Raw genomic sequence first — 25,382 nt, 5'->3', positions numbered from 1 at the left:
TGGGACGTCATTGAGTAAAAATAGGATACGATAAGTAAACTGGAAAACATGCCCAAACGCAGATATATCAAGCGTTTGGGTATGTTTTTCTTTTTTGATAAAAATCGTAGAAAATAGTATGTTTTTATACCGTTTTACACATTTTTTACACAAAAATATTAACGAAGAATTATACTGTTAATACTTGAAATTAATTTTATTGAGAAGTAATTATTCTACCACCAACTTTTCGAGTGTATTCGAAGTTTTATCGAAAGTGTTTACATAGTGTTTTGTAATTGGAAGAAAAAAGTCTATATTGTGTTATAATTTTGAATAGAAAAGTAAATATGGAGGGAATATAATCGATTTAGGTATTCCTATTGAGTTATATAGTCATAGTTAAGACAAGTATAGGGATTTACTAATAAGACCAAAATTTTTTGTTAAACAAACTATACAAATACTAAATTCTACAGCTAATGATAATTTACTAGAGGAAGTATTGAAAACATATCTAAATAAAGATGTGGGTTATAAAAATGATCATGATTTCACTATTTCAATACATAAAACATTAAATTATTTCATTAATCGGGGAAGGATGATTTCTTGTGGATGGTAAAGATATACAATTATTAGAAATTAAAGAGGCCAGATCTGGAAACGTATCCTATACCAAACCAGTTGTTATCCATCAATCATCTAGAACAAAAGTTACAGTAGTTCCGTTTTATATAGATAGGAGCTCAGGTAAGGAGCTATCTGTAAAGATATTAACTCAAACAAAGGGAAAACCACCTATGGATTGGTTATTAGTAGATGAAAAATCAACAAGCCTAAATGCAGAAGCAACTCTCTCTTTATATAGTAGCTTGAAAAAGTTTCTAGCATTATCTGAACAGGAAGAGAACGGAGAATACATTATTTTAAAACCAGCAAATGAGGAACATTCATTTGGTAATCATGGACCGGAAGAAATTGCACAAGCTATCTTAGGGGTATTAAATAGACCTGAAATTGCAAAACACTTAGTAGATAAAGAATTAAGTAATGAATTAATCACGGCCTTTAGGAGCTCAATACGCCTGCAGGAACTACGTTCAGCAGTTGCACAATTAAGACAATATCTAGAAAGTGGTATTAAAGATGAACAAAAGTATCAGCAATGGTGTGAGGAACACCCTTGGGCATTTGGAAACTCTTTTGTAGTAAATGATGATGTAAGAGCGATTTCCGCATCCGATAAAGTTGATTTGATGTTGCCTACTGTTATAACAGGATATAGAGACTTAGTAGAACTAAAAAGACCTGACATGGAAGTGTTAAATTACGATAGTTCTCATAATAACTACTACTTTACTTCTGAAGTATCAAAAGTAATAGGTCAATGCCATAGATATTTAGATGTATTTCAGGAAGAAGCAGCTAGAGGATTGAGAGACCATCCGGAAATCGTTGCATACCATCCAAAAGCAACTATTGTAATAGGACGTTCCAATGACTGGACTAAAGAAAAACACAGAGCCTTACATGGCCTAAATAGTAGACTAAACTCAATAACTATTATTACCTATGATCAATTATTAGCGCAAGGTGAAAGAATGATAGATATAGTAAGTGAGGGTTATAATGAATAATTTGATAAAGGAAGTCTCTGATAAATCACGTCAAATCGCTTATACATCAAGCGGTTTGACGTTTTATTGTTTTTCATTAAATACCAAATAAAATTACTTGTATTTATACCGTTTAATGACTACATTAGCTTAAATTAGTGGAGTAGAAGAATCGGACATACGTTTTTGACCTTATTCAAATTTCCTTTCTATGATGACTAATAGGTACCAATTATAATTTATAGTATAATAGTCATAAATAGAATATTTAACATTAAAAAATTATCGAGAGATATTTTTTGTATGAGGTGATAACATGTCAGTTGACTTGGGAAAATTAAAAAAGATACATGTTAGAGAAATCTGGTCACATGAAGCATTAGATTTTACACCATGGTTGGCAAAAGAAGAGAATATTGCTGAGTTAGGGAAAGCACTGGGGCTAGAACTTGAAGTAGAAGGTACTGAAGTAGCTGTAGGTCCATATTCTGCTGATATATTAGTAAAAGATGCTGGAAGCAATGATTACTATGTAATTGAAAATCAATTAGAAAAAACTGATCATGATCATTTAGGTAAAGCTATTACATATGCTTCTGTATTAGATGCAGTAGGAATTATATGGATTGCTTCAAACTTTACTGAAGAGCATAAAAAAGCACTAGATTGGCTAAATGACCATACTTCAAATAGTATTTTCTTCTACGGTGTTTCACTGGAATTATGGTCAATTGACGATTCAAAACCTGCTGTTAAATTCAATGTTGTTAGTCAACCAACAGAAATAGTTAGACAAACAGCAATTTCAAAATCAACTGATAGTTTAACACCAACAAGAAAACTGCAACTGGAATTTTGGACTAAATTTAGGGAGAAGCTAAAAACTCGTCCTGAAATACCTTCAGTTCAAACTGCTCGTCCACAGTATTGGTACGATGTTTCACTAGGTAGATCGGGGGTTCACTTATCAAACCTTGCGTCTACCTCATCTAATCAAATTGGAGTAAGAGTTTATATTCATAATAAAATCGCAGATAATGCTTTAAATCAGTTAATGCAGTTTAAAGACGAAATTGAGTCCGAAATTGGTGAAAAGTTAGAGTGGAATCCAAATCCTGATAATAGGGATAAAATAATCAGTCTAAAAAGGGATGCTAATATTGAAGATAAAAATAAATGGGATGAATATTTAGAATGGCTTGTAGATAGGACAGTGAAATTTAGAAGAGCCTTTGGAAAACGTGTAAAGACAATGAATTTTGATCAGGATACGTATGATTCAGAAATAGATTAATTAATACGATATTATCAGCCATGGCAATTGTAAACAATATACTAATCTTGCTCTACTCGTTAAAATTTAAGTATAGACATAGTTTACAGATATTAATAAATATCTAATCGAAAAGGGGTAGAAATATGGCTTGGTTAGAAAGCGGCAAACTAATATCAGATGCAGAAAGTCGAGAACTTATTTCTAAAGGTTATCAATTTGTCGAAGGTGTTTTGACGTCACCAGACAAGGTAAATGACTTAATAAAGTCTGGGTACACTACACCACATTTAGCAGAGGGCTTACGATATACTTTTACTCCTAAAGAAGCGAAAAGTCTTAGAAATTTAGGTATTGGAGTTTTAGGTGTTGGCTTAATATCATGGGGAACATGGCAATTTGGAAAGTTTGCAAAAAGTAAATTTGATAATAGGAAAAAAGAAAGTCTCTAGTCTATTTCTGACTAGAGATATTTTCTTTTCAAACGGAATGTGATTGCTGACTCACTTGGGGGAGTATCGAATGCATATAACATTATACCCATGGACAGCAATCTCAATATGCAAGGCGATTAAGCTTATTGGAAAAGTGATTCGAGATGCAGGACGTTGCACTGATTTCGTAGTAGCAATTCAATATCCAAATACAAGCTTTTCGGGGAACTCTAAAATAGGGTGTTTTTTCGTTTTGAACCGCAAACTATCCAAGCATCCTCTCAAATACTCTCGCAGTTTTCATCTGGTCTCTTTCTTCCAACTCCTTAACAACGTGGGTATACGTGTTTAAGGTTGTTTCAATGTCACCGTGCCTTAACCGTCTAGATACGTAATAGACAGAAACTCCTTCGTAAAGAAGTACACTTGCGTGGGTGTGCCTAAGTCCATGGACAGAGATAGGATCAATATCCAGATCCGTTAACAATTCTTTCAAGACTTTGTTTGCATATCCATTACTTACTACCTTGTATTTTGATAAAGGCGAATAGAATACAAGTCTGTGGATGTTGTCTGGGATGGTATCAAAAAGTATCTTGAATTCATTCATCGTTTCCTTGTCCATTTTAATAACACGAACAGATTGCTCATTTTTAGTTGGCCCAAATCCTTCATGCATCTTGTTCGTATAGCCCCAAGACTTATTAATGTTGATTGTATGATTAAAAAAGTTAAAGTCCTCTCTAGTCAGGCCGACCATTTCTGCAAAGCGCATTCCAGATGTTAGACCGAGCAATAATAAAAGGTGAATAATCATCTTATCTTCTAATTCATGTATTGATTTAAGTAGTCTTTGACTTTCTTCCTATCCTAAAGACTTTTCCTCGGCTCTCTTCCCAGCTCGTCCTGTTAATACAGCGCCCCGAGTGAAATCAACTCTAATTAACCCCTCATCAATTGCTTCCTTTACACATGCTCTAATATGAGTATTTAATTTTCTAGTTGATGCCTTGGCATGAGTTTGCCCGTATTCGTTCAAGAATTCTTGATAGGAGCGTTTTTTTATGTTTTGGATAGAATACCCTCGAAATTGTCTTTGACCGTTTTAAGGGTGTCGTTGTAGCGTGCTAGGGTATTGGAATTGATATCAGTTTTGAAAACCTTTATCCAGTTTTCAAAATACTCATCAAAAGCAACTGGTTTTAGATTCGGTGTTGCACCTTTTAATAATTCTGCTTCTACTTCCATTGCGGCTATTTGAGCTTCTTTCTTTGTCCGGAAGCCACCTTTCCGTATAGGTTTCTGCTTTCCATTAACAGTACGACTTACAGTAAATTGATAAGTTTTCCCGCGTTTTTGAATACTTGCCATGTTGTGATCTCCTCGTTGTTTTGTCCAGGTAACTACCAAACTCTAAAATAGAAAGTCGTTTGGTAGTACCTAGGTTTCATTATTAAAATTAATGGTGTTTATCGACTTATTAAGCAAAAATTTTATCAAAGTTATCATCCAAAAATTGAGCCATTTTAGTAGCTTGAAATGACCAAGTCTGTCCTTTGGATTTTGGATAATATACAAATCCACCATTTTCAGAATCCAACATTTTTCGGAAACGTGTGGGATAGAGTATATTCTCTTTAATCCATTCAGATTTTTTGTTGGTATGAATTTGTACATCTTTCATAGTCCAATAGACTCCTTGTAATTGTGATTTCTTTAATTCTTCTAGTTGAATCTTAGATATGAGTACACTATCAGCAGGAACAGGAATGCTTAAGTTAACAGAAAGCATTTGCTTATAGCTACCTTTACTTGGATCAAAGATGAATTGGTTTATACTTTGTTTATTTGCTAGTGCATTATTTCTTTCCAAACTGTTCACCTCCTATTTATTTAGATACTTGGTTATCGGAAGAATAATAGAAATTATTTGGGCCAAATAATGGAAAAGTTTCTGGATTAAAGAGTTAATGTGCTTATGTATTTATACTAATATCGAATTAGATGAATGGAAAATTTGCTGGGGGGTAGGCGGGATAGTGTGAGAGTTTTCTTAAGTGTGAAAAAAGCAAAAAACCTGTATAACCCAAGTACATCCACTCGTTTGAGTAAATGCAACTGAAGTCATACAGGTTTTTTGACACTCTTATTGTATTTTTAAAAAGAAAATGCGCGCTTTTCTTTTACGATGTCGTATTTAAACAAGGAATTAATCTTTGTTTAACAAACTGTGGTAGTAACCACTTGTTTTACTGCCGATGCGGCATCGATAAATTTTATCTCTTGATAGAAAGTAATTATTAAAGATTATATTTATATTTTAGTATCTAAAAAAATTTACAGCAAGACTGTATTGAAAAAATGATTTAGTAATATATTCCAGTTCTTTAATAAATATAATAGAATCTCGCCCAGATAAAAAAGGTAACGCACCCTGCCCGCTAAGTAGTGTGAGTTACCTTTTCTTGCACGTATTTAATTAGCCACCGCAAGACTGCAGAAAACTAATACTGACATCTGTGTTAGAGCACCGACATCTTTCATATACCATAAACCACAACAATATTAATTTCAAATTAATCTTACAAATTTTCAAAAATATTAATCGTTCTTTTCCCTTCCTTTGGTGTATAATTCTATTTTCTTAGCAGTAGTACGAATTTAATAATTACAATTAAATTAATATATACCTTTGGATGTGCTTATTGTATTTAACGAGGGACAGGTTAGTTTAATATGAAATCTAGAACCTAAATGAAAATTGGTTAAATTATTTTTATAATATTACAATGTATATACTAGTTAAATTAGAGAAAGGAAGGTAAAACATGGCAAAAGATATATTTTTCATTTGAATTGGCTGGTACACCCTTTCAGATTGAATTTGAAAGAGGTTCAAGTATTAAATGGTTAGATAGAAGGTATTTCCCAAAAGATAAGCACGGTGTTTATGTGGTATATAACTATAATGGCGAAGTTATTTATGTTGGAAAGACCTTGGATAAAGTTGGATTTTTTGGTCGTTTGTCCTCTAATCATCAATATTTTGATACGTTTAAAAAGGATTGCGATCATATTGAATTTTTTTATTTAGAGAATTCGCTTGAAATTCTCATGTTTGAACGCGCTAAAATCCTTCAATTCGATCCACTACTTAACAGGGATGATGATGAACGTATTGTCCGTTCACAAAACTATGAGAAAGCTGTGAACGATGAATTTGCGTTGTTCCAATATTATGTACTAAATGATTCGGCGATTGTTGATGAGATGGAAAGAAGAAAACTCACAGAAGATGAAATGGTTAAATTATTCAATAAAAATTACCCTTTGATAAGAAATGAAGTTTCCTTAGACTCCATTGTTTATGATACTCAACCAGATTTTTTTCCAACAAAGTATTTTTGCAGTAAGTGTATGGATTTAGGTGAAGTAGAAAATGATTTCGGTAAAATGGAATTTTGTGATTGTCAAATTGGTGATAATCTATCATTTGAACTTTATGGAAAACACATCGGTGAATAAAAAATGGGGAATAAGCTTGGTGGTCAATTAACGAATCAATGTATCATTTTCAAATGGATTCTTGTGGGGGGAATATTGTATTCTATTAATTCGATACTATATATGGAATGTAATCATAAATAAAACACAATATATAGTATTTATACTTGAAGATATAAGAATACTATATTATAATTTAGAAGAACAAATATTCGTAGTTTTTAAAGGGGTGTTGTAATGATAGATACAAACAAAAAAACTATAAGCGTCATGCAAATTCTTGCAAGGGATAGCCTATAGCTTACAAAAGTCACAGAAGCGCCAACTTCTGCCCACATCGCTTCGCCAAAAGCGAGTAAAACAATTATATTCAATGAAAATATAACATAAGCGTAGGCTCCTCTGCAAGAAATAATCAATTTTAAATAAAATGAGGAGCTAAGTAAATGGAAAGTGTTAAAAATTTACATACCTTATATTACAGTTTAGGGTGTCAGGTAGTATGCTAAGGATTCCAAGCCTAAAGCTTATTGCAGAATATTAATGTGATTAACGAAGGCTAGTGTGGGCAGTAGCTTTCATTTTACAAAACAATAAAATGAAAAGAGGTAATGCCATTGTCAACTTACACTAAGGTAAATATGAACACATTCATTAAAGATTATATTAACTTGGATTCCGAGGTAACAAAGAAGGCACGTGCAAGTAGAGACTTTTTGCATGATCAATTAATTTCTCTACCAGAAAAGGCTGAAAACTTCCCGTCTTTATACAAAGATAAAGAAACATACAATTTTGGTTCATTTTCTAGAAGAACAAAAATAAGACCACTTGATGATATTGATTTTCTATTAGTTTTTACAGGTAGTGGATCAACCTACATAGAAAGTGGGGACATCCTTAAAATTACCCCTCCTGAGAGTGCGACAGATTTATATAAATTGAGAGATGATTATGGTTATTTAAACTCAAGAAAGCTTCTAAATAAAATTAAAAATAATATTTCTAAAGTTTCACAATACCAAAAGGCCGAACTACATTCACATAAAGAAGCTGTAACTTTAAATTTAACTAGTTATGACTGGACATTTGATATTGTGCCTGCGTTTATTACTGCTGAAGATGCCTATGGTAAATCGTATTACGTAATCCCTGATGGAAATGGACATTGGAAAAAAACTGATCCACGGATTGATCAAAAACGAGTTACATCAGTTAATACAAGCACAGATTATGATGTACTTGAGTTTGTTCGTATAATTAAATATTGGAATGAAGTTCAATCTATTAAAATATCATCTTATTTAGTAGAAAATATTGTATTAGATTACTTTGAAAATGAATATATATGGCCAACAAGACGAACACAACTAAAAGCATTTTTTAAATACTTGAAAACAGCGATATGGAATTCTGTAATGGATCCTAAAGGTTTACAAGGGGATTTAAATGATTTAGATTTTTCAAAAAAACTTTCTATTGAGACAAAAGCTAATGAGTGTATGAATGCAGTAGAAGATGCTATTGAATATGAGGATGCTGGAGAGTATGAAAATGCTGACAAAAAGTGGCGTGTAGTATTTGGTGATGAGTATGACTAATTCAAGTATCCACATTAGACAAAATTTACCTGAAAGTATTGAGCAACTACGTGCGCAACGTAGTTGCTACAATATAGTTGAAAAAATGTATATTTGGAGAATGATAATTAGCATATTTTTACCTATATTTTCTGTTTCAATGTATTTTTTATTTGATAATGACTTAGCGAATTTTGTGTTAATTTTAACGGGGATAGGGTTATTGGTTTGCTTAATGCTAGAATACTATGAAAAAACTTATTCAGTGAAAGGTGCTAAGATTCAAGAAATGTTTGATACTCAGGTATTTCAAATAAATTGGAATACTGCTTTACTTGGAGATAAAGTCTCCTTAGAAGATATTCATTTATTAGCACTAAAAGATAAAACCCCTGAATCAGAACTTGCAAATTGGTATACAGGTTTAGTTTCTGACGAAGAAAGAATAAATATATTAACAGCTCAACGAATGAATCTGTCTTGGACTCACCGTCAAAAACATAAATTCAAATGGGTTTTGATATTAACATTTTCTATCATTCTGATTTCTTCTATTGTTATAGGTTGTCTAATTAAATTATCTTTGATTACATTTCTGATAACATTTATTTTCCCTTCTTTGTCACTTTATACCTATTTATTAAAAAATTTCATTGAAATTCACATTCAAGGAAAAGAATTGCAGAGGGTAATTCTTCTAATAGAGCAATATATAGAAAATGGTTCTCCTAAAAAGTCAGACCTACGAAGTATTCAAGATGCTGTATATATTTATGGTAGAATACCGAATCATATAGTTCCAAATTTTATATATAAACTTCTACGTCCAAAATATGAATCAAGTTTTGAAAAAACTAATAAAAAATTAACAACAAATAAGTAATATTCTTATAAGGATAACCTATGAACGGCGGAGGCTTTAACACTGCAAGAAATAAATTTTTTTTAAGCGTAGATTGTAAAATTAAGCTAGACAACTAAAAAAGTCATTTATGATACACTCTTACTATACTTCCACCACGAAGAATAGGAGTGATCATAAATGACCTACACCCATCTTACCACGGATGAATGAGTTATGATAGAAGCTTATTATCATCAAAATATTTCAGTTGCGATTATCGCTGAACGCTTAAAACGTTCGCGTCAACCCATTTATAACGTCATTAACTTTTTGAAGCAGGGTCACTCAGCGATCGATTACTACAAACGCTACAAGGAAAACAAAAGGCGATGCGGTAGACGTGAGATCTCCTTGCCTAAAAAAGAGCAGGAATACGTCAAGGAAAAGGTTTCCCTTGGATGGACGCCGGACGTTATTATTGGGCGTGCTGAACAGCCCATCAGTTGTTCAATGAGAACTTTATATCGTCGCTTTGAGGACGGTTACTTCGATAGAACAACGCTCCCTATGAAGGGCAAATGAAAACCAAATGGACACAACGAACGACGTGGAAAGCAAGCTTTCAAACGACATATCTCTGAAAGAGATAAAGACTATCCTCTATTTAAAGATGAATTTGGTTACATTGAAGGTGACACAATCGTTGGTGCTCATCATAAAAGCGCAGTTATCACATTGGTGGAACGTCTATCTAAAGCTATCATCACTTTAAAGCCAGAAGGTAGAAAAGCAAGTGACATTGAAACAACGCTAACACAGTGGTTTCAATCTATTCCAAGAAATCTGTTTAAGTCTTTCACATTTGATAATGGGAAAGAATTTAGTAATTGGAAATCGTTGTCCAACCAACATGATGTCTCAATCTACTTTGCAGACCCAGGAACACCTTCACAACGTGGCTTAAATGAACAATCAAATGGCTTACTTCGAAAAGATGGTTTGCCAAAAGAAATGGACTTCAACGAAGTCGATCAGAACTTTGTGTCCGCAGTAGCTGACAAGAGAAATAAAATCCCTAGAAAATCACTAAATTATCGAACGCCTTTGGAAGTGTTTTTGAGTTACAACGACGATGAATCACACTTGTTTAGCTTAAATTGACAAATCAAATTGCTATAAACAATTCTTGTATTAAATAGATATTTAATATATTATTATCATAATACTCTAACTTCCTCCATATCTCTCTAACAAACTTTTTCAATTCGTTTTCTTAATCTATTTCGATCCCTTTGTCATTTTTATCCAAATATTAATATAAATGAGGTGAAAAAATGAATAACAGTATTTTGTCCTATCCTGTTAGGGGACCTTATGGGAACTCTAAGTATCGAGGTAATTGTTCCGGTTACCTAATTAGGGATATCTTGGATTTTTATCAACCAATTAATTTTTTAGAATGCTTTGCTGGAAGTGGAACAGGATTCGATGTAGCTAGAGAATTAGGTTATACGAATAGTATCCACTTAGACCTCAATGATCACTTCGGTAACTTTAATCTTCTAAAAGATGAATTGCCAAAAGGGGCTGACCTTGTATTTAGCCACCCACCTTATTGGGATATCATTCAATATTCAGGAAAGAATCATGTCTGGGGAGACAAACCTCACAAAGATGACTTATCCCACATTCACGACTATAATGAATTTATTCAAAAACTTAATGTGATTAACAAGAGAATATTTGAAAGTATAATCCCTGGCGGAAGACATGCAATCCTTCTTGGAGATGTTAGAAAAAAAGGGAAGTATTACTCAATAATCAAAGATATAACGTGGTATGGAGAATTAGAGGCACATTTAATTAAAGTACAACACAATACAAGAAGTAAAAACAAAAAATATAATAGCTACAATTTTATTCCTATCGCTCATGAGCATTTATTAATATTTAAAAAGCCACAAATCAGATAACCTAAATTGAAAAAAAGAAAAAAGCGGCTTTTATCCGTAAACTAGGTACAAAGCCGCTAAAATCTATATAAGAAATTTTAAATTCTAGGTAAATGAAAGATCCATTTTAACCAGCTTAAAACACTGCCTGCTCTACGATTAATTTGAGGTTCATTACATACATTATATAATCGCATCTTTTGTTCGATTAATTCTTTAGGTGGAAGCTTTCTAGTTTTGTATACTTTAATAAATAACTCATGGAAAATTTTATGTTCTAAAATTAAATTTACGAGCTTTAATTGCCTATCTTTATAATTTAAATTAAAAACTTCTTCACCTAATTTGGTAAGTTTCATAACCATAGAACCAGTATTATAATCTTTTACTTTTTCAAATAACCCCAAATATTTTCCTGCGTTAAAATAATAATCTGATTGTCTTTCTCTAAATTGCATCAAATCTGCAACTTCTTCAGTTGTCATACTGTTCTCATGGAGCTGTTCTAATAATGAGATAATACGTTCAAATGTATCAGCTTGTATAAAAGGCACGTTACTGAAATTCATATTATCATCCGTTTTAACTTCTGTTTTATGATAAACTTCTAGTAAATCTTCACGAGTAATATTGGTATCTTCTAAAGAATATTTTTTTTCTTTAACAAGCTTTATTGAAGAATAATCTTTAAGAGATTCAAATTCGTACTCAAAAAGTCTATAAATCTTATTAGAATAGACTGAAAATACTAATCGTATTGGTTTATTTATCCTTTTTTTCCATAATCGATATGGATAATATAATTGTCTAATATGGAAATCTGGATAAACTATATTTTTCGCCTCTAAAATAACAACGGATTCTTTATTTTCAAAGCCTGCATCAATTTCACATTGAGCATTTTTAACAAAAAGTTCCTGTTTTCCACTATACGTATTTACTCGAAAGTTAAACTCTCCAGTACCCATTCTTCCACTAAACGTTTGTACATTATTATTAACTTCTAGAAAGTCATCTAAGATATTAGTTAATACTAAAAGATTAATTGCATTTGATTCTGTAGTAATATGATTTATATCTATCGTTTCAAAATCGGGAACTTGAACCTTTTGCATTTTTGCATTTTGCTCAGTTGAATTAGGGAATGATTCATATAACTGAAAATCACTTAGAATATAGGAACTTCTACTATCTGGTAAAATATTGATCTTATTCTTTTTTAAAACTTTTGGGAGAGATTCTGAACTATCCCACTTTGACATTAATCGAGGTTCACGAAACTCCTTTATTTGTTTGGATAGAATCCTAAACTGACCTTCTTTTTTAATCTTATTAACGATATCATATTTTTCAATTATTTTTTTCCATGCATCATTGGTAGATAAATTAGTCATGATTATATGATGACACCTCATTTATTTTCTACTGATAATAGCTCTTTTTTAAAAGCTTATCCTTGTCATTATTTAGTTTACGTTCATCAGTCCTTTATATTATCGTACAAAATGATCGTACATAAGCTGTCTTTTATGAAGTTAGAAAAAGTATGAAAAATTCTCTATTACTTGATAAATTTTCATTAGAATAGTATGATAATACTTTAAAAAAATTAACTTTATTGCATCATTACCTAATACAATGATATGTCTAAAACAAATAATTTACAAGGACAACATATTAATAGTAAGTTGTATAAACTTATTAACAATATTCAATAAGTATGATACAATACAGTAAACACAGGAAGAGAACAAACGTTCTATCGGAGGTCATATCATGATAAAGAGCCCAACAAGAGCCAAGCCATTTCTTAAATGGGCTGGTGGTAAAACGCAATTATTACCAAAAATCAAAGAATACATGCCAAAAGAGGTTGTAGAAGGTAAAGTGATCAATTATGTTGAACCTTTTGTTGGTAGTGGTGCAGTGCTTTTTGAGCTAATGCAATCTGAGGAATATCAATTTGAGAAAGCACATATTTGGGATATTAATCCAGAATTGATAAATGTTTATAAAGTAATTAAGAGTCCCGAAGTTGTTCAATTAATTAGTCATTTAAAAGTACTTGATGAGGAATATAATTATAACGAAGATAAAGATTATAGAAAAAAAATTTATATGAGAATCAGAAGTAACTTTAATGAGGGTATTCATGTATTAGAAAAAAATCCTTCCATGGATTTTCGTGTAAAAAGAGCAAGTGAATTTATTTTTCTAAATCGGACTTGCTACAATGGTTTGTACAGGGTGAATAAAAAAGGGGAATTTAATGTTCCAATGGGAAGCTATAAAAAGCCAAAGATTTGCGATGAAAGTAATTTATTAGAAGTACATGAATTATTAAAACGTGTGGTAGTTCATGATCCTGGTGACTACAGAGAGAGTCGTTCAATTATTGATGAAATACTTTCATCAGGTCAAAAGGTTTTTGTATATTTTGACCCACCATATCGCCCTTTAAATGCAAGTTCAAGTTTTACATCTTATAGTAAATTCGACTTTAATGAACAAGATCAAATTAAGCTATCGGTATATTTTAAAGAACTAGATAAACTAGGAGCTTATTTAATGTTAAGTAATTCTGACCCCAAAAATATAAATGAAAATGATGATTTCTTTGACAAAGAACATTACTTCAAAAGAGGAGAAAATGGAGAAAATTTATTCCATATTCACAGAGTTCATGCAAGAAGAAATATTAACTCAAAAGGATCTAAAAGAGGGAAAATAACTGAATTGTTAATTACTAACTAACAGAATTTAATAGCTAAAAGCGGCAAAGCAAATTTACAAAGTTATTTGCCACTTTTTTAATTTTATTTTCTCAAATATTATAATCTATATCATTAGCGTTGCATAAAAGTGTTGTTCACTTGTCAAATCAATAAATTACTCTTAAGTTACTTGAAGTTAAAATTTACCATCTTTATTTTGTTTTTAAATTTTTGATTTGTCAATTTAAGCTAGACAAATGTGATTCATCGATGTAACTCAAAAACACTTCCAAAGGCGTTCGATAATTTAGTGATTTTCTAGGGATTTTATTTCTCTTGTCAGCTACTGCGGACACAAAGTTCTGATCGACTTCGTTGAAGTCCATTTCTTTTGGCAAACCATCTTTTCGAAGTAAGCCAATTGATTGTTCATTTAAGCCACGTTGTGAAGGTGTTCCTGGGTCTCTAAAGTAGATTGAGACATCATGTTGGTTGGACAACGATTTCCAATTACTAAATTCTTTCCCATTATCAAATGTGAAAGACTTAAACAGATTTCTTGGAATAGATTGAAACCACTGTGTTAGCGTTGTTTCAATGTCACTTGCTTTTCTACCTTCTGGCTTTAAAGTGATGATAGCTTTAGATAGACGTTCCACCAATGTGATAACTGCGCTTTTATGATGAGCACCAACGATTGTGTCACCTTCAATGTGACCAAATTCATCTTTAAATAGAGGATAGTCTTTATCTCTTTCAGAGATATGTCGTTTGAAAGCTTGCTTTCCACGTCGTTCGTTGTGTCCATTTGGTTTTCTTTTGCCCTTCATAGGGAGCGTTGTTCTATCAAAGTAACCGTCCTCAAAGCGACGATATAACGTTCTCATTGAACAACTGATGGGCTGTTCAGCACGCCCAATAATAACGTCCGGCGTCCATCCAAGGGAAACCTTTTCCTTGACGTATTCCTGCTCTTTTTTAGGCAAGGAGATCTTACGTCTACCGCATCGCCTTTTGTTTTCCTTGTAGCGTTTGTAGTAATCGATCGCTGAGTGACCCTGCTTCAAAAAGTTAATGACGTTATAAATGGGTTGACGCGAACGTTTTAAGCGTTCAGCGATCATCGTAACTGAAATATTTTGATGATAATAAGCTTCTATCATAACTCATTCATCCGTGGTAAGATGGGTGTAGGTCATTTATGATCACTCCTATTCTTCGTGGTGGAAGTATAGTAAGAGTGTATCATAAATGACTTTTTTAGTTGTCTAGCTTAATTTTACAATCTGCGTCATTAAAAACATCATATTTACACTACATAGTGATTAACCTTAAATAATTCGCATTCTTTTACGCAATCGTAAAAGCCAAGTAATAGTTTTATCGCAAAATACAAATTTTACTGCATTAAAAAAGTGTTAGCAGGTTCTTATAATTTGAACTTACTAACACTTTTTTCCATGATAAGTTAAACCTTCTACTCATATAACGCTTCAAATACAGCTGTTGCTTTTTCGACGACATAGCCACTGCCACCACGATTGTGGATATTTTCAATCATCATCGCCATCACAATGTCATGTGAGTCAGGGTAGGCAACGAACCAGCCGTTTTCACGGGCGTTGTTATCGTCGCTCGTTTGTTTTAATTCTGCTGTACCTGTTTTACCTGAAAGTTGAACGGCTTTAATATTTGCTTTTTTCGCAGTACCTCGTGGTCCGGCAACAACTTGTCGAAGTGCGTTGCGTAAATATTCTGCGTCACTTGGACTAATTAAATCATCTGCATAGACTTGGCCTAATTCTTCACTTGTTTCAAGAATTGGTTGAATCATGGCGCCGTCGTTTAGGATTGGCGTGTAGGCTGTTGCTAGGTGTAGTGCTGTCATTAGAATTTCACCTTGTCCATAGCCAGAGTCTGCAAGTAATGTCTCACGGTCAATTTCACCGCTATTGGATACTTGGCTTGAGTAGATTGGATAGGTGTATGGTAAGCCTTCTGTGCCAAAGCCAAGTAATTCTAAGCCACTAACAAAATCAGCTCCACCTATTTCAACAGCTTTTTGTGCAAAGTAAATATTATCTGAGCGCATCATTGCATCTGTTAAGTCGACAGGTCCATTTGATTCAGATACGCGACGTACGCGGTAATTGCCCCAATTATCTTGACTCCATGTTAAGCCTTTAATGTCGACTGCGTCATTTTGGGTAATTGCACCTGTGCTAAGTCCAACGATTGCTGTGATTGGCTTAAAAGCAGATCCTGGTGAATATGTTGATGCAAATCGGTTTAAGATTGGTTGATCTGGGTCTTCAACTAGTGCATTATATTTTGTTTGGCTTATGCCGTATGTGAAATCATGTGGATCAAATGATGGGCTTGAGACGAGTGCAAGTGTTTCGCCGGTAGTTGGGTCGATCACTGCTGTTGTTCCTGCGTCACCATCATAGATGTCATAGATCATTTTTTGTAATTCGGCATCAATTGTTAAATGGATATCCTCACCCGGTACAGGTGGCTTTTCAGCGATGCCAACTTTACTTGTTTCGTTTTCAACAATTAATCTAACGCCATCTTCACCTCGAAGTCGTTCTTCAAACAGCTGTTCAATCCCTCTTTTTCCGATTAAATCATGCTCTGAATAGACGCCTTCTTCATCTTTTGCTAATTCTTCTTCAGTGATTTTTCCAATATAGCCAATTAAATGCGCGAGGCTCTCTCCGTATGGGTAAGCGCGTCCGATTTTTGATTGAGCGATCACTGGTGGGATGGCCATTAATTCATCGATGTATGCTTGATCATGAGCGGTAACTGTCTTTAATGGTACAAACATGCCGTCAGCTACCCAGCCTTGACTTAATGCTGACTCAATCCCATTTACACTCATGTCTAGGAGCTCAGCAATTGCTTCAATTTCTTGATCGCGATTATCAGTGAAGCGTCCCGGATCAACACCGATCTCATAGACCGTTTCTGTTATCGCTAATCCTTTCCCATTTCGGTCAAAAATTTCTCCCCGCGTTGTTGGGGTTGTGACGAGTGAAATCGTTCCACCATTGGCTAGCTCCGGGAGAATGAGTCCAGGGTTCCATTCTACATCCCAGTCACTTTTTTCGGTATCTTCGTCAACTTGAATGATCCGCTCTACCATTGTAATTTCGGCATTAAATTTTATTTCGCCGACTATCGATTGTTGTTTAACTGTGAAAGGGAATGTCGTTGGATATGTGATGTCTTCCCCTTTTTCTGGTTCTGGATGTTCTGGTAAAGTATAGTCAATTTCAAGCTCCTCAAATTCTAAGTCTTGATAGATTTTTTCGTATCGGTCGATAAAATCTGCTTTACTGTATGTTGCTTTTGTTTCTTCAGACAGCATGGCATACATGTCTTCAAAATTATAATCACTCCATAGTTGAATATATTCCTCAAAGCGTTCTTCTGGTAATATGACTTCTTCTTCATCCTGTGAACACGCTATCAAAATAAATAGGCTTAAGGTAATCATGAATAGATACGATAATTTCTTCACCTTATCCCTCCTTATGATTCATCTACTGGGACCGCATAAATGACATAACGATCAGGTGCAGGACCGATATATCTAAATGGATAACAAGTAGAAATGACTAGTTCTTCATTTGGTGCAGTAGAACCGATGACTGATGTATCATCAGCACTAACAATAATTGAATCGGTCATCACATAATCAAATGTCCCGTATGGTAATTCAATCGTGATGATGTCACCAACCTCGACCTCACCTAACCGTCTAAATACAGTATCACGATGCCCGGATAGTAGGATTTGATCGTTTTCACCTGGCCATGCTGTTTGTGACATATGTCCAACACCACTTTCAAGCTCATCTGGGTCCGTTCCTTCGACAATGGGAATCGCTGCATCAATTTTTTCAATATGAAGTATCCCGACTGAGTCACCTGTATCTGGTTTAAAGATGACGTCTTTTTGCGGGTCTTCATAGCTACGAGCTAATAGTTCTTGAGCTTCGATTAATGCTTCTTTTTCAGCTAATTTGATTGAGTACAATTGATATGCACCAAGTCCAATAAAGACAATACCAACAACCATAAATAACGCTGCTACTTTTTTCATAGTTAGGCCTCCTAACAAAATAATAGTTTGCTTAAGGATGGTAAGGAATTTCAATGTACTGATCGCTATCTTGTTCGATTTTTGCTTGGTCGCTCGTTAAGTCGACGATCCAATTTGTAAAGGTCTCAACTTGATCGACTGGAACAGCGACATTAACTGTGACATGCTCTAAATAATCAATTCCTGTGATGAGATGATCCTCTTGTCGTAGTTCGTTTTCAATTTTTCCTAGCAAAGGATAATCGACGGTGATGGCGATGTTTTTAACGAGCTGGCGTTTAACGATACCTGTAGCTTTTAGGGTTTCAGATGTTGCTTTAGAGTATGCCCGAATTAAACCACCTGCTCCAAGCTTGATGCCACCAAAATAACGTGTCACGACAACGGTTGTATCTTTTAAATGATTTTTCTTTAGTACTTCTAGCATTGGCACTCCAGCTGTACCACTTGGCTCACCATCATCATTGGCTTTCTGAATCTGATCATGCTCGCCAATTAAATATGCTGAACAGTTGTGAGTTGCTTGGCTGTGCTCTTTTTTAACTTGTTTAATAAATGCTTGAGCTTCTTCTTCAGTCTCTGTGCGCTTTATATGACCAATAAAGCGGGATTTTTGGATAATGAGTTCTGCTTGTCCTTGTAATTGAACTGTTAAATATGTATCTAACACGAAAAAACCTCCTATCTATTACATTATAAGCAGTTAAACATTGAAGGTAAAGCAGTCTACATCTAAATAATCAGTGCATAGACAAAAATTTCACGTCTTGCTATGATGGAATTAAGTTATCTATGATCATAGACGATTCAGATCTCATTTATGTTGCGAAATGATTAAAATCTCTGAAAAACTAGTAAAAAAGGGGAGTGATCCCGTGAAGTTTTTTCAACGATGGAATACACTAAGAAATCAAATTCTAGCGGTCTATTTAATTGTTCTTTTAATTGTGCTTGCTACTGTGAGTTATTTTATCTTTAATCAAGTCGCTCAAATGCTACGGGAGAATGCTGAAGCTCATGTGCAGCAGACGGCAAAAGAAGCGATTGGCCGTTATGATTCATTATATGAGCAACTCAATTTAATTACGAAGCAAATTGCAACAAATGATCAGCTGCAGTCGATTTTGCTTAATGAACGCAATGGTATTCCAGCGACATTTCAAGAACGGCAGGACTTGGTAACATTAACGAGTCGTTTACAAGCTAATGCAGATGGGATCTATATTACTGAAATTTTTGATTCTGACTATGACAAGCTCACGCCACTTGATGGGCCTGGATTAGTTGAACAAATTGGAACCGAATACATAAAAAAAGCCGAGCAAGCGCGTGGGAAGATGATTTGGATTGGTGATGACCGACTTAATCCGGATTACTTTTTAGTTGTGAGGCGGATTAGTTTAATGAGTGATAACTTTGAGAATGGTGGTTATTTACTCGCCCGAATTAACAAAAGCTATTTTCAAACACATACAGGGGTTGGGGCAGAGGATCAATTAATGATCGTCTTGGATCATCAAAATCAGGTCGTCTCAACAAATTATAGTGAGTTTGCTAAATTTGAAGGATTAATTGATGACAATCAAATGCTTAAAATAAACGAAGACAATTATATCCGTAATAGTGAAACATCTCGCGAGACGGGCTGGACAGTAATTATGCTGACGCCAATTAGTCGTTTAACAGAAGGCTTACCAGTCTTACGAACGATTATTGCAATTGCAGGTTTGATTGGATTTATTATTTTCTTAATTTTTTCATTATTCTTATCTACGTATATTACGAAGCCAATTAATAGATTAACAGATACGATGCGTCAAGCAGGTAAGGGAACGTTGACATTAAGCCCAGCAAGTATCGCGCCAAATGAGATAAATGAGCTGAATAACACATATAATCAATTAGCGGAACAAACCAATTACTTAATTCAAATGGTGTATGAAAAAGAATTGATCAAAAGCAGAACCGAATTAAAAGCGCTTCAAGCACAGATTAACCCACACTTTCTCTTTAATACACTTGATTTACTCTATTGGTCACTAGATGAAAAGGGTGAGGATGATCTTGCTGAGATGGTGATTAGTATGTCGAATTTATTCCGGTATACGATCACACCACCGAAGGAAGATGAATGGGTTACTTTAAGAGAAGAGCTTGAACATATTAAGCAATATATGATGATTATGAAGATGCGCTTTGATGAAAGGCTGACGTATTGCATCAAGATTGATCCGGAATTACTAGATAATCTTTTACCTAAATTGATTATTCAGCCATTAATTGAAAATGCCGTCTTACATGGTCTTAGTGATCAAATCAAAAATGGCTTGATTACCCTTTCTGTTGAAGCAACTGATGACAATCAAGCGATGATCATTACAGTAGCTGATAATGGTAAAGGGATGTCGAAAGAAAAAATCGAGCGAATCTATCAGAAAATTAATCGAAAAAGTGGTGTGCAAATTTCTGGCGATGGTATGGCACTTGCCAATGTTGAACGCAGACTACAACTTTACTATAATCCAGAACAAGTTGAAGGAATTAGCATATCAAGTGAAGAAAGTAAAGGTACATTAGTTCAATTCAAAATACCGATAATCAAGTAAAAAACTAAGATAGTAAATATCAATATTTTGCCTAGGAAAGGGAAGATATTAAATGAAAACAAAGCGAATATTAATTGTTGATGATGAACCTAGGACACGTGAAGGCTTAAAGCGAACTTTAGAAAAATGGTCAGAAGGTCAATATGAGATCACTTGCTTAGATAATGCGCAAAAAGCGATCGACTATCTATCGATTCGATCTGTTGATCTATTAATTACAGACATTAGAATGCCGAAAATGACAGGGTTAAAATTAATAGAAATTTTAAAAAAGCAAAAAAAGCAGCCTATGTTTATTATTATTTCAGCATATTCAGAGTTCGAGTATGCGCAACAAGCGCTGCGATATGGTGTTGTCAATTACTTGTTGAAACCAATTGGTAAGACAAAGCTCATTGAAGCAGTTGAAGAAGCATTAAAGCGTCAAGAGGAAATGGACAAATCAAAAGTGATCGAAAAGATGATCGATGATGATTTAATTGATCTGAAAAAAAGAGAATTATACACCAGATCAATTAAACAAGCTGTTTCCTATATCGATCAGCATTATTGCGAAGATGTTACTTTAAAAGAAGTCGCTGATCATGTTCATTTAAACCCTAGTTATTTAAGTACGTTATTTAAAGAAGAGTTAGGCATGTCATTTACTGATTATTTAACGAAAGTCAGGATTCAGCGAGCAAAACAGCTGTTACTGACAACAGATTTAAATATTACTGAAGTCGCTGAATCAGTTGGTTATAATACAGCCAAATACTTCAACAGAGTCTTTAAGGATCATGTCAACATGACGCCAAGTATGTTTAGAAAAGTAAATGAAAACGCTTTCTAATAATAGTGGTATTTTTTCCAAAGACAGTGACCTTACCCAATAATTTATCACATGATAGACTATTGTTGTAAGTTGAAATACCAATCTATTTAGGGGGTAAGGTAATGTTAAAAAGACGTTCTTTACTAATGTTAGTTTTAGGTATTTTGTTAGTAAGCGTTCTTGTTGCTTGTGGTGATTCTGACAAGGAAGCAGGAACAGGTGGCAGCAGTGATGAGGATGTTGTCATTGAATTTATGCACTTATGGCCAGAAGGTACTTCTCGTCAGCATAATCTTATCGTTCAAGAAATTGTTGATGAATTTGAGGAAAAACATTCGAATGTAACGATTGAGATTGATGTTTATTCGAACGAGCAGTACAAAGAGAAGCTAAGTGTTATTGGTGCTTCAAATGAATTACCAGATGTCGGGATGACATGGGCTGGTGGATTCTTGGAGCCGTACGTCACTGGTAAAATGTTTGCACCATTAGATGATATCATTTCAGATGATTTCATTCCTGGTACAACAGAAGCATACGCAGTTGACGGAGTTACTTATGGTTTACCATTAGAGTTAAACATTGCACCAATCTACTATAATAAAGCGATCTTCGATGAAGTTGGTGTAAGCGTTCCAGAAACATGGGATGATTTTAAAGATGTAGTAACAAAACTTGTTGATGCAGGTGTAACACCAATTACGGTAGGAAACCGTGATGCGTGGACAGGTTCAATGTGGTATATGTATTTAGCTGACCGTATTGGTGGTCCAGCGGCACTTAATAATGCAATTAACCGTTCAGGATCATTTGAAGACCCAGCTTTAATTCAAGCTGCGGCTGAGATCCAAGAGCTTGTTGATTTAGGTGCATTTATTAATGGATATAACGGTTTAGGAAATGATGAGGCTAAGGGTTACTTTATTAATGAACAAGCAGCGATGTATTTAATGGGTACTTGGGATTTACCTGAGTGGACGACAAATGAGGATAACCCACAAGAATTTAGAGATTCTATTGATTACTTCAAGTTCCCAGTTTATGAGGGTGGAGAAGGAGATATTGATAGTTTCGTAGGTGGACCAGGTGTTGGTTTGTTCGTAGCAGAAGATTCTGATGTGAAAGAGCAAGCTTTAGCATTTGTTGAATTCTTTGTTGAGCGCTGGGGTCAAATGGCTGTAGAACAAGCAGGTGTTATCCCTGCAACTGTGGTTAATACAGATGGTGTTGAATTACCACAAATGTACATCGACATTTTAAATGACTTAAATGAAGCGACTAACTTAACGCTTTATGCTGACGTACAAATGAGTGCGGCTGCTGCAGACGTTCACTTAAATATGATTCAGGCTATTTATGGCGGGGAAGTCACACCTGAAGAGTTTGCTGCAAAACATGAAGAAGCCCTAGCTAGCGAAGAGTAAACTATAGAAAAATGAATGTTCAGGGGCATACAAATCGTTATGCCCCTTTAATATTCTAAGCCCTATTTGATCGAACGGAAGGAGCAGTCTATCATGAATAAAGTCATGTCAAACAAAAAGGCCATAGCACTTTACGTCTTGCCAGCATTCCTCCTAATCGCAATCTTAGTTTATGTACCAATTTTCTTAACCGGTTATTATGGAATGATGGATTGGGACGGTATTGGAGAAATGTCCTTTATTGGACTAGAGAATTACGCGAACCTGATAAAGGATGATGCATTTTGGTATAGTGCGCGAAATTCCTTTATTTTAGCGTTAATTTCTTCGCTTGCTTTAATTGGTTATTTAACGATTTCATTAATTTTATCTGGAAAGATTAAAGGTTCTGATACGTTACGAAAGATTTATTTAATTCCGATGCTGTTATCATCTGTTGCGATAGCGCAGCTTTGGATTAAAATCTATGACCCTAATAATGGGATGTTAAATAGTTTATTAACAATGTTTGGTGTCGATAACCCACCAGCTTGGTTAGCAACGCGAGATACAGTATTAATTGCGATTATCTTCGCGGTCATTTGGCAATATGCAGGATTCTATATTATTATTTATAGCTCTGCACTTAAAGGTATTCCAAATGAGCTGATTGAAGCGGCTCGAATTGATGGAGCTAATCCAATTCAAATTGCGTTGAAAATTAAAGTTCCATTAATATCTGGAGTAATTAAGACAACGCTGATTTTAGCCATTGTTGGTTCATTAAAGTACTTCGACTTAATTTGGGTAATGACCGGTGGGGGGCCGAATGGTGCGAGTGAAGTTATTGCCTCGTACATGTATAAAGAAGCATTTAGAAACTATAATGCCGGTTACGGTAGTGCGATTGGCTTTGCGTTATTAGTCCTTGCACTATTCATTACCGTGATTGTCCAGCAACTTACTAAATCAGCTGAAGATTATGAGTATTAAGGGAGGGGGATGCTGATGTCAACTTTAACAAAGACCAAGAATGATTATCAAGGCTTGCGACGAATAGGTTTAACATTACTTTATGTAGTTTTAGCTATTATCGCAATCGTGCAAATCTATCCATTAGTTTGGCTATTTTTCTTCTCATTAAAAGGAAACGTCGAAATCTTTGGTGGCTCCCCTTTCGCTTTACCAGAACAATGGCGCTGGGAAAACTATGTGCGAGTGTGGAATGATGGGAATATTGGTCAATATTTCTTTAATAGTGTTTTTGTCACGATCACTGCTGTTATTTTAACGGTATTGCTTGCTAGTTTTGTTACCTTTGCAATTACTCGGATGCGTTGGAAATTAAGTCGGTTCGTGCTGTTGTTATTTATGATCGGTTATATGATACCGATTCACTCAACACTTGTACCGCTGTTTCAATTTTATCTCCGGTTAGATTTAATTGATCATCCATTGTCAATTATTTTGTCATATACGGCATATAACTTACCGCTCACGATCATGATTTTAAGTGGTTTTTACAATTCATTATCACGTGAAATTGAAGAAGCGGCGATTATGGATGGTTGTTCAATTCACCGGTTATTCTTCCAAATTACATTACCGATGACGACACCAGTGATGGTGACAACTGTCATTATTAATATGATCTATAACTGGAATGAGTTTATTTTTGTTAATACGTTTATTAGTTCTGATCGTTATAAGACGTTAACAGTTGGAATTCAAAACTTTATCGGTCAATATGTGACAGATTGGGGCGCAATTGGTGCGACACTAATGATTAGTATCATTCCAATTCTAATTGCCTTCTTCTTCTTAAGTAATCGAATTGTAGAAGGTTTAACAGCAGGTGCTGTGAAAGGTTAATCATTTTTCCCTAAAAATAAAATCCCGTTCAGTTTTTACGTTGAACGGGATTGTTGTTTTTTTTCAATGGTTTGAAAGCTGTGATAACAGGTCGCCATAATTAGAAGTGCAATAAATGAACCACCAAAGAAAAAAGATAGACCAGGAATGTAGTACATAACAACAGCTGATGCCGCGATGCCTGCGATCATCATCACTGTTTGAATCGGTTGGATCATCATAATTAAAAATGCTTGCTTAATGATTTGAAAGAAGCCTAAATCATAATGAACATAAGTGGGGAATAAATAAAGTAACGTTAAAGCAGAAAATATTAAAAACGTATATAAAGGAATGTGTAAAAGTAACATCGAGCCACTTTGATTAACGGACATAAATATTAAATTTAAATAAACAATAAAGCCAAGAATACTGATTAATATGCCGTAACCATTCGCAGCTAAGAACTCCGCTTTATATGCGCGCCAATATGTCTGGAAAATCGGTCGATCATCCTCACCACGTAACCAACTTCGTAATACAGCGAACATGGCGACTGTTGCTGGGAAAAAGCCAAAGACAATGAGTCCAAGCAAACTAAAGCCAAGCCAAAGTAAATTTAAAATTGCTAGACGTGAAATCCAGACCGTTATTTTATATAAATAATGAGTCATCGCTACCTCCTTGAGATACAAT

At 34.3% G+C, this 25,382-nt stretch carries 22 protein-coding genes and 1 pseudogene; 14 read left to right on the top strand and 9 right to left on the bottom strand.

Translation table 11 applies throughout. The features are described from left to right. The first annotated feature begins 593 nt into the window (after positions 1-593). The 3 genes from AXY_RS09760 (at position 594) to AXY_RS09750 (ending at position 3,323) form a co-directional block, all read left to right on the top strand. The gene (locus AXY_RS09760; RefSeq protein ID WP_015010645.1) at positions 594-1,619 is read left to right on the top strand and encodes a Shedu anti-phage system protein SduA domain-containing protein; all 1,026 of its coding nucleotides are present in this window, start codon (positions 594-596) and stop codon (positions 1,617-1,619) included. Positions 1,620-1,914: 295 nt separating this feature from the next. Next, a complete protein-coding gene (locus AXY_RS09755) occupies positions 1,915-2,892 on the top strand; it encodes a DUF4268 domain-containing protein (protein ID WP_015010644.1) in 978 nt (325 codons plus the stop codon). 125 nt (positions 2,893-3,017) lie between these two features. Then, positions 3,018-3,323: a DUF5516 domain-containing protein gene (locus AXY_RS09750; RefSeq protein ID WP_015010643.1), complete on the top strand. Its 306-nt coding sequence runs from the start codon at positions 3,018-3,020 to the stop codon at positions 3,321-3,323. 247 nt (positions 3,324-3,570) lie between these two features. On the opposite strand, the gene AXY_RS13145 is transcribed toward AXY_RS09750, so the two are convergent. The 3 genes from AXY_RS13145 to AXY_RS09735 all read right to left on the bottom strand — a co-directional run bounded on the left by AXY_RS13145 (position 3,571) and on the right by AXY_RS09735 (position 5,097). Beyond that, the gene (locus AXY_RS13145; protein WP_015010642.1) at positions 3,571-4,122 is read right to left on the bottom strand and encodes a site-specific integrase; all 552 of its coding nucleotides are present in this window, start codon (positions 4,120-4,122) and stop codon (positions 3,571-3,573) included. A gap of 245 nt (positions 4,123-4,367) precedes the next feature. Next, the gene (locus tag AXY_RS13140) at positions 4,368-4,676 is read right to left on the bottom strand and encodes an Arm DNA-binding domain-containing protein (protein WP_015010640.1); all 309 of its coding nucleotides are present in this window, start codon (positions 4,674-4,676) and stop codon (positions 4,368-4,370) included. A 109-nt stretch (positions 4,677-4,785) separates the two neighbouring features. Then, the gene (locus AXY_RS09735) at positions 4,786-5,097 is read right to left on the bottom strand and encodes a DUF771 domain-containing protein (RefSeq protein WP_041450350.1); all 312 of its coding nucleotides are present in this window, start codon (positions 5,095-5,097) and stop codon (positions 4,786-4,788) included. A gap of 1,064 nt (positions 5,098-6,161) precedes the next feature. Here AXY_RS09735 and AXY_RS09730 point away from each other — a divergent pair. From AXY_RS09730 to AXY_RS09710, 5 genes and pseudogenes are all read left to right on the top strand, one after another. Continuing rightward, positions 6,162-6,830, top strand: coding sequence for a hypothetical protein (locus tag AXY_RS09730; protein ID WP_015010638.1), 669 nt, complete (start codon positions 6,162-6,164; stop codon positions 6,828-6,830). Positions 6,831-7,420: 590 nt separating this feature from the next. Beyond that, positions 7,421-8,410, top strand: a complete 990-nt coding sequence (locus AXY_RS09725) for an SMODS domain-containing nucleotidyltransferase (RefSeq protein WP_015010637.1) — start codon at positions 7,421-7,423, stop codon at positions 8,408-8,410. Beyond that, positions 8,397-9,272 (top strand): S-4TM family putative pore-forming effector, encoded by an 876-nt coding sequence (locus tag AXY_RS09720; RefSeq protein WP_015010636.1) that lies wholly within the window; start codon positions 8,397-8,399, stop codon positions 9,270-9,272. The genes AXY_RS09725 and AXY_RS09720 overlap by 14 nt, the downstream gene beginning before the upstream one ends. Positions 9,273-9,467: 195 nt before the next feature. Next, positions 9,468-10,394: pseudogene (locus AXY_RS09715) on the top strand (IS30 family transposase). Positions 10,395-10,567: 173 nt separating this feature from the next. Then, positions 10,568-11,206 (top strand): hypothetical protein, encoded by a 639-nt coding sequence (locus AXY_RS09710; protein WP_015010633.1) that lies wholly within the window; start codon positions 10,568-10,570, stop codon positions 11,204-11,206. Between the two features lie 77 nt (positions 11,207-11,283). On the opposite strand, the gene AXY_RS09705 is transcribed toward AXY_RS09710, so the two are convergent. Beyond that, positions 11,284-12,579 (bottom strand): type II restriction enzyme, encoded by a 1,296-nt coding sequence (locus AXY_RS09705; RefSeq protein WP_015010632.1) that lies wholly within the window; start codon positions 12,577-12,579, stop codon positions 11,284-11,286. Between the two features lie 382 nt (positions 12,580-12,961). Here AXY_RS09705 and AXY_RS09700 point away from each other — a divergent pair, with 382 nt between their 5' ends. Continuing rightward, positions 12,962-13,939 carry a DNA adenine methylase gene (locus AXY_RS09700; RefSeq protein ID WP_015010631.1) on the top strand — a complete coding sequence of 326 codons (978 nt, stop codon included), beginning with the start codon at positions 12,962-12,964 and terminating at the stop codon, positions 13,937-13,939. Between the two features lie 199 nt (positions 13,940-14,138). Here the strand turns inward: AXY_RS09700 and AXY_RS09695 are convergent, their stop codons facing one another. The 4 genes from AXY_RS09695 to AXY_RS09680 form a co-directional block, all read right to left on the bottom strand. Further along, positions 14,139-15,062: an IS30 family transposase gene (locus AXY_RS09695; RefSeq protein ID WP_015010630.1), complete on the bottom strand. Its 924-nt coding sequence runs from the start codon at positions 15,060-15,062 to the stop codon at positions 14,139-14,141. Positions 15,063-15,376: 314 nt separating this feature from the next. Beyond that, positions 15,377-17,428 (bottom strand): penicillin-binding transpeptidase domain-containing protein, encoded by a 2,052-nt coding sequence (locus AXY_RS09690; RefSeq protein ID WP_015010629.1) that lies wholly within the window; start codon positions 17,426-17,428, stop codon positions 15,377-15,379. 11 nt (positions 17,429-17,439) lie between these two features. After that, positions 17,440-18,012: a class D sortase gene (locus tag AXY_RS09685; RefSeq protein WP_015010628.1), complete on the bottom strand. Its 573-nt coding sequence runs from the start codon at positions 18,010-18,012 to the stop codon at positions 17,440-17,442. Between the two features lie 31 nt (positions 18,013-18,043). Then, positions 18,044-18,682 carry a YigZ family protein gene (locus tag AXY_RS09680; protein WP_015010627.1) on the bottom strand — a complete coding sequence of 213 codons (639 nt, stop codon included), beginning with the start codon at positions 18,680-18,682 and terminating at the stop codon, positions 18,044-18,046. A gap of 205 nt (positions 18,683-18,887) precedes the next feature. Here AXY_RS09680 and AXY_RS09675 point away from each other — a divergent pair, with 205 nt between their 5' ends. The 5 genes from AXY_RS09675 to AXY_RS09655 all read left to right on the top strand — a co-directional run bounded on the left by AXY_RS09675 (position 18,888) and on the right by AXY_RS09655 (position 24,707). Then, on the top strand, positions 18,888-20,618 hold the full coding sequence (locus tag AXY_RS09675; RefSeq protein ID WP_041450168.1) for a sensor histidine kinase: 1,731 nt from the start codon (positions 18,888-18,890) through the stop codon (positions 20,616-20,618). A 52-nt stretch (positions 20,619-20,670) separates the two neighbouring features. Then, the gene (locus AXY_RS09670; protein WP_015010625.1) at positions 20,671-21,450 is read left to right on the top strand and encodes a response regulator transcription factor; all 780 of its coding nucleotides are present in this window, start codon (positions 20,671-20,673) and stop codon (positions 21,448-21,450) included. A gap of 104 nt (positions 21,451-21,554) precedes the next feature. Continuing rightward, the gene (locus AXY_RS09665) at positions 21,555-22,856 is read left to right on the top strand and encodes an extracellular solute-binding protein (protein ID WP_015010624.1); all 1,302 of its coding nucleotides are present in this window, start codon (positions 21,555-21,557) and stop codon (positions 22,854-22,856) included. Positions 22,857-22,949: 93 nt separating this feature from the next. After that, entirely contained in the window at positions 22,950-23,828 is an 879-nt protein-coding gene (locus AXY_RS09660) for a carbohydrate ABC transporter permease (RefSeq protein ID WP_015010623.1), read from the top strand. 15 nt (positions 23,829-23,843) lie between these two features. Continuing rightward, positions 23,844-24,707 carry a carbohydrate ABC transporter permease gene (locus tag AXY_RS09655; protein ID WP_015010622.1) on the top strand — a complete coding sequence of 288 codons (864 nt, stop codon included), beginning with the start codon at positions 23,844-23,846 and terminating at the stop codon, positions 24,705-24,707. Between the two features lie 35 nt (positions 24,708-24,742). Here AXY_RS09655 and AXY_RS09650 read toward each other — a convergent pair whose 3' ends face one another. Next, positions 24,743-25,360: a YesL family protein gene (locus AXY_RS09650; RefSeq protein WP_015010621.1), complete on the bottom strand. Its 618-nt coding sequence runs from the start codon at positions 25,358-25,360 to the stop codon at positions 24,743-24,745. Between the last annotated feature and the right edge of the window lie 22 nt (positions 25,361-25,382).

This window comes from Amphibacillus xylanus NBRC 15112 (assembly GCF_000307165.1).
Classification (GTDB): domain Bacteria; phylum Bacillota; class Bacilli; order Bacillales; family Amphibacillaceae; genus Amphibacillus; species Amphibacillus xylanus.
Note: the sequence above shows the minus strand (reverse complement) of the source record. Positions and strands in the feature narration are given on the sequence as shown.